This window comes from Streptomyces sp. NPDC031418, assembly GCF_055581605.1.
In genome coordinates, this window is sequence record NZ_JBVIJC010000022.1 from 142,518 (window position 1) to 148,673 (window position 6,156).

Genomic DNA, 6,156 nt, shown 5'->3' on the forward strand with positions numbered 1-6,156 from the left:
GTGTGCGTGAACGGTTCCCTCGCATCCGGCACGGCCGGTGCGGACCTGCTGGCGGAGGCCGAGCGGTCGGCCGCGCGGATGGTCCGTGCCGCGGCCGGCCTGACCGCCGCGGAGCTGCGGGCTCCCACGGCGCTCGCGCCCTGGACCCGCGGCCATCTGCTCGCGCATGTCGCCCACAGCGCGGACGCCTATGTATGGCTGCTGCGGCTCGCGCACACCGGCCGCGCGCCGGGGCCACGCGCGGACGCGGCGGCGCTGGCCGCGGGCGTCGAGCGGGACGCCGTACTGCCCCCTGGCGACCTGACGGCCCGCCTGCGGGAGAGCCTCGACCGGTTCGCGGCCGAGGCGCACGCGCTGCCCGCGCCCGCCTGGGACCGGCTCGTCCCGGCGCTGGCGGGCTGGCGGCACCCGGCCCGGTACCTCCTGCTGCGCTGTCTGCGCGAGCTGGAGACCCATCACCTGGACCTCGGCACCGGCTACACCACCGCCGACTGGCCGGATCTGTACGTCGTCCGGGCCCTGGACGACACCCTCACCACGCTGCGCGCCCAGGGATTCCCGATCGGCTCGGCCGAAGCCGTCGATCTCGGGCGGCGCTGGTCCGTCTCGGCGGACGGTCCCTCGGTCGCGGGGACCGGTCACCAGCTCCTCGGCTGGCTCGCGGGCCGCACCTCGGCCCACGCCCTGACGGTGGACGGACCCGCTCGCGCGCTGCCCGATCCGCCCGTCTGGCCCCAGCCGCCGCTGCCCGGCTGGGGCCGGGTCGGCGACGAACCCTGACCACCGCCGGGACGAACAGATCCGAACGTCCTGCCCTGCACCACCCGCTGCATCAGGGCTTCTGACGGGTCATCGAACACAGCGGACACAGCTCTTCCAACAGAGTCCGACAGGTCCTACCGTAAACGCGCACCGATGACGCGTGCATGCCTTCGGGCAGCGCCTGCCGTCATCCCGCCTTTCCGCGAGTCGGAGGATCGACGATGCGTCAGCCTCACCCCCGCACGACCCGCACACCCCTGCGAAGAGCGGCCGGAGCGCTCGCCGCCGCCCTGCTGTGCACGGCGGGGCTGGCCGCCCCCGCCGTCGCGGTCCCGGTCACACAGCCCCTCGCCCCCGCCCTGGCCGACGGTCTCGCCGCGACCCCGCCCATGGGCTTCAACAACTGGAACTCCACGCACTGCCGGGCGGACTTCGACGAGACCATGGTCGAGGGCATCGCGGACCTCTTCGTGGCGAAAGGACTGAAGGACGCCGGCTACCAGTACGTCAACCTGGACGACTGCTGGGCGCTGCCGCAGCGGGACGCGGACGGCAAGCTGGTGCCCGACCCGGCCCGCTTCCCGCACGGCATCAAGGCGGTCGCCGACTACGTCCACGCCAAGGGGCTCAAGCTCGGCATCTACACCAGCGCCGGCACCAGGACCTGCAACAGCGCGGGCTTCCCGGGCGCGCTGGGCCACGAGTACAGCGACGCCCGGCAGTTCGCCGGCTGGGGCGTGGACTACCTCAAGTACGACAACTGCAACAACCAGGGCGTCGACGCCCGCTCGCGCTACCGGACCATGCGGGACGCGCTCAAGGCGACCGGGCGGCCCATCGTCTACAGCATCTGCGAATGGGGGGAGAACAAGCCCTGGGAGTGGGCCTCGGACGTCGGCCACCTGTGGCGGACCACCGGTGACATCAGCGACAACTGGTCCTCGATGCTGTCCATCCTGAAGCAGAACCTCCCGCTCGCGCCGTACGCGGGCCCGGGCCACTGGAACGACCCGGACATGCTGGAGGTCGGCAACGGCGGCATGACGGACACCGAGTACCGCTCGCACTTCTCGCTGTGGTCGGTCATGGCCGCGCCGCTGCTCATCGGCACCGATCTGCGCAAGGCTTCCCCGGCGACCTTCGGCATCCTCGGCAACAAGGAGGTCATCGCGGTCGACCAGGACCCGCTCGGCAAGCAGGGCACGGTCGTCTCCTCGGCGGGCGGACGCTGGGTCGTCGCCAAGGAGATGCGGGACGGCAGCCGCGCGGTCGCCCTGTTCAACGAGTCCGGCACCGCCCAGCGGATCAGCACCACCGCGAGCGCGGTCGGCCTGCCCGCCGCCGACGCCTACACCCTGCGGGACCTGTGGCAGCACCGCAGCTACAACACCGCCGGCACCCTCGCCGCCACCGTCCCGGCCCACGGCACCGTCCTGCTGCGCGTCTCGGCCGACCCGCGCTGGGCGGCCCATCCGCCCGCGGTCGAACTCGGCCTGGACGGCAACCCCCTGCTGAAGGCGGGCACCCCGGCCACCCTGACCAGCACCGTCACCGATCTCGGCCGTACCCCGGCACACACGGTGTCCGTCTCGCTGACCGGCCCCGACGGGTGGACCGTACGGCCCGCCTCCGCGACCACGGCCACCACCCTCGCCACCGGCCGCTCGCTGCGCACCGGCTGGCGGGTGACCGCCCCGGCCGGCACCCCGACCGGGTCCTACGGCCTCACCCTCAGGACGAGTTACCGCGGGCCGTCCGGGGAGCGGGTCGACGGCGTGCTGCCCCTGACCGCCACGGTCGTCGTACCCCCGCCCTCCGGGACGTCCTACCTGAGCGATCTGCCGTGGCTGTCCGCGGTCAACGGCTGGGGGCCGGTGGAGCGCGACACCAGCAACGGGGAGAACGCCGCGGGAGACGGGCACCCGATCACCATCGGCGGGGCGGTGCACGCCAAGGGGCTCGGCGTGCACGCCCTGAGCGACGTCTCCTTCTACACCGGCGGGAGCTGCACCGAGGTGACCGCGGAGGTCGGGGTGGACGACGAGAAGGGCACGGACGGCACCGTGGCCTTCGAGATCTGGGCGGACGGCACCAAGGTCGCCTCCACCGGAGTGCTGACCAACGCGATGCCGGCCCGGCCGGTCACCGCGGATGTCACCGGTGCCGAGGTGATCCGGCTCGTCGTCACCGACGGCGGCGACGGCGTCGACTCCGACCACGCGGACTGGGCGGATGCACGGCTGAGCTGCTGACGTCCGGCGGAAGCGCCTAGCCGTGGACAGCCGGTCCCCGGGTCAGGGCCGCCGCTGCCGCGCCGACCAGGCCCGCGTCCGTGCCCATCCGGGCCGGGACGACCGTGAGGCGGCGGACGAAGGACAGGGTCGCGTAGTCCGCGAGGGCCTTGCGCAGGGGGGTGAAGAGGATGTCGCCCGCCTTGCCCACACCGCCGCCGATCACCGCTATGTCGATCTCCACCAGCGTGGCGGTGGCGGCGATACCCGCGGCCAGGGCCCGTGCCGCTCGCTCGAAGGAGGACCGGGCGACCGGGTCGCCCGCCCGGGCGGCCTCGGCCACCGCGGCGGCCGAGGTGTCCCCGTCGGGACCCGGCCGCCAGCCCTGCTCCAGGGCCCGGCGGGCGATGTTGGGGCCGCTGGCGATCCCCTCCACACAGCCGCGCGAGCCGCACGGGCACGGGTCTCCGTCGAGGTCGACGCTGATGTGGCCGATGTGCCCGGCGTTGCCCGTCGGGCCCGGGTGCAGCCGGCCGTTCAGGACCAGGCCGCCGCCGACGCCGGTCGAGACCACCATGCACAGGGCGTTGTCGTGGCCGCGGGCGGCGCCCTGCCAGTGCTCGGCGGCGGTGATGGCGACGCCGTCGCCGATCAGCTCGACCGGCAGCCCCCCGGTGGCCGCGCCGACTCGGTCGACCAGCGGATAGTCCCGCCAGCCCGGCACGTTCACCGGGCTGACGGTGCCCGCCGAGGCGTCCACCGGACCCGCGCTGCCGATGCCGACCGATCCGGCCCGGTCCCACAGGGGCGATCCGGCGAGGTCGCCGAGCACCTCCTCGACGGCCCGCATGACCGTTTCTCCGTCCTGCTGGGCGGGGGTGGCGCGCTGGGCGCGGGCCAGGATCCGGCCACGGCCGTCCACCAGCCCGCCGGCGATCTTCGTGCCGCCGATGTCCAGTGCTGCCACGAGGTCGGTGTGCATCAGAGTCAGATCTCCCCGTTGAAGCTCGAGAACCCAGAATGAGACAGGCCGGTCAAGCGGTGGGGCGCAGGCCGACAGACAGCGGTGGACAGTCTCTCGCGCATCTGACAACGTTGTCCACACTCTATGCTCGACGCCACATCCTCATACAAGCCCACGGATCATGCACCCCGGTGGCGGACATGACCGACGATCAGACAGGACGGCGCACCGTGCCCGAGACCACCCGCCGCGCAGACCGCGTCCCCGGCACCCGCTACGGCACCCGCCCCACCATGAAGGACGTGGCGGCCCGGGCCGGGGTCGGGCTGAAGACGGTCTCCCGGGTGGTCAACAGCGAACCGGGGGTCACGCCCGACACCGAGCGCCGGGTGCAGGAGGCGATCGACGCGCTCGGCTTCCGCCGCAACGACAGCGCGCGGGTGCTGCGCAAGGGCCGTACGGCCAGCATCGGGCTGGTGCTGGAGGATCTGGCCGACCCGTTCTACGGCCCGCTGAGCCGCGCCGTCGAGGAGGTCGCGCGCGCCCACGGCGCCCTGCTGATCAACGGCTCCAGCGCCGAGGACCCGGAGCGCGAGCAGGAGCTGGCGCTGGCCCTGTGCGCCCGGCGGGTGGACGGTCTGGTGGTGATCCCGGCCGGGGACGACCACCGCTATCTGGAGCCGGAGATCCGGGCGGGCGTCGCGACGGTGTTCGTGGACCGTCCGGCGGGGAAGATCGACGCGGATGTGGTGCTGTCCGACAACTACGGCGGCGCCCGCGACGGCGTGGCCCATCTCATCGCCCACGGCCACCGCCGGATCGGGTTCATCGGCGACATGCCGCGCATCCACACCGCGGCCGAGCGGCTGCGCGGCTACCGGGCGGCGATGGAGGACGCGGGGATACCCGTCGCGGAGCACTGGATGTCCCTCGGGGCGACGGACGCGGAGCGGGTGCGCCGGGCGGCGGAGGACATGCTCGGCGGGCCCGACCCGGTCACCGCGGTCTTCGCGGGCAACAACCGGGTGACGGTCACGGTGGTCCGGGTCCTCGCCGAGCGGTCCCGGTCCCGCCCGGTCGCCCTGGTCGGGTTCGACGACTTCGAACTGGCCGACCTGCTCCAGCCGGGTGTCACGGTGGTCGCCCAGGACTCGGCCGCTCTGGGCCGTACCGCGGCCGACCGGCTCTTCCGCCAGCTCGACGGCACGCTGGTGGCGCCGGAGCGGATCGAGCTGCCGACCCGGCTGATCACCCGGGGCTCGGGCGAGCTGCCGCCCGCCGACTGAGCCGCCGATGACCGGGCGCACCCTGGAGGAACTCGGCCTCGCCGTGGCTCCGCGCGATCATCCGCTGGCCTATCCCGGCGCCTGGCCCGCCGACTCCGGGCTGCTGCACGGCGACCGGATGCTGCCGCTGGAGCGCCTGGTGCACGCCGACCGGGCGCCGGTGCTCGCGGTCGGCTCCAACGCCAGCCCCGGCCAACTGCGGCACAAGATGGCCGAGTTCCGCATCGACGCGCCGCTGCCCATGGTGCGGGCCCGGGTGTCCGGCGTGGACATCGGTGTCTCGGCGCACGTGAGCCGGCTGGGTTATGTGTCCGCCTCCCCCGTGCGAGCGCGGCGCGGGTGGTGCGAGCTGTTCGTCATCTGGCTCGACCGGCGGCAGTTGGAGGCGATCGACGCGAGCGAGGGGGTGCCGCTGCCCGACGGCAACTTCCGGCGGGCGTGGCTGCCCTCGCCGGACGTACGCGTCGAGCTGGCGGACGGCTCGGTGCTGCCGGGCGTGTACACGTACGTCAACCGGCACGGTGTGCTGCACAACGGCGACGGCGCTCCCCGCCGGCACCCCGGCCAGCGGCCCCTGCTCACCGAACTGCTCGGGCGGTCGGCCCGGTTACGGCAGCTGTTCGGGCACACACCGGAGGAGTTCGCCGCCCGGGCCCGCGGTGACGCGGCGCTGTGCGCCCGGGGCACCCGGCTCTTCGCCGAGCAGCGGTGGGTGACGGAGTCCGGCCTGGAACCGTACGCCGAGGCCCGGCGGGGCGGGGAGAGGGGCTGGGCCTCTCTTTCGGATCGGGTCGGCCACGGCGCCGACGCCCCGGGGGGGGGGGGGGGGGGGGGGGGGGGGGGGGTGTCTTTTTCTTTTCCGTCTTTTTTGCGTTGCCGCTGCCTGTCCTTACCCCCCCCCCCCCTTCCTTGT

Annotated in this window: 4 protein-coding genes and 1 pseudogene; 4 read left to right on the forward strand and 1 reads right to left on the reverse strand. The window is 73.9% G+C overall.

Features of this window, described 5'->3' with window-relative positions; genetic code table 11:
* The first annotated feature begins 6 nt into the window (after window positions 1-6).
* Window positions 7-780, forward strand: a complete 774-nt coding sequence (locus tag ACZ5CZ_RS29700; RefSeq protein ID WP_468947364.1) for a maleylpyruvate isomerase family mycothiol-dependent enzyme — start codon at window positions 7-9, stop codon at window positions 778-780.
* Between the two features lie 203 nt (window positions 781-983).
* Entirely contained in the window at window positions 984-3,014 is a 2,031-nt protein-coding gene (locus ACZ5CZ_RS29705) for an NPCBM/NEW2 domain-containing protein (RefSeq protein ID WP_468947365.1), read from the forward strand.
* Between the two features lie 16 nt (window positions 3,015-3,030).
* Here the strand turns inward: ACZ5CZ_RS29705 and ACZ5CZ_RS29710 are convergent, their stop codons facing one another.
* On the reverse strand, window positions 3,031-3,975 hold the full coding sequence (locus ACZ5CZ_RS29710; protein WP_468947367.1) for an ROK family protein: 945 nt from the start codon (window positions 3,973-3,975) through the stop codon (window positions 3,031-3,033).
* A 182-nt stretch (window positions 3,976-4,157) separates the two neighbouring features.
* On the opposite strand from ACZ5CZ_RS29710, the gene ACZ5CZ_RS29715 reads away from it, so the two are divergent.
* Both ACZ5CZ_RS29715 and ACZ5CZ_RS29720 read left to right on the forward strand, forming a co-directional pair.
* Window positions 4,158-5,243, forward strand: a complete 1,086-nt coding sequence (locus ACZ5CZ_RS29715; protein ID WP_385842387.1) for a LacI family DNA-binding transcriptional regulator — start codon at window positions 4,158-4,160, stop codon at window positions 5,241-5,243.
* Window positions 5,244-5,250: 7 nt separating this feature from the next.
* Window positions 5,251-6,012 (forward strand): annotated as a pseudogene (locus tag ACZ5CZ_RS29720) (hypothetical protein); the annotation flags it as partial.
* Window positions 6,013-6,156 lie beyond the last annotated feature (144 nt).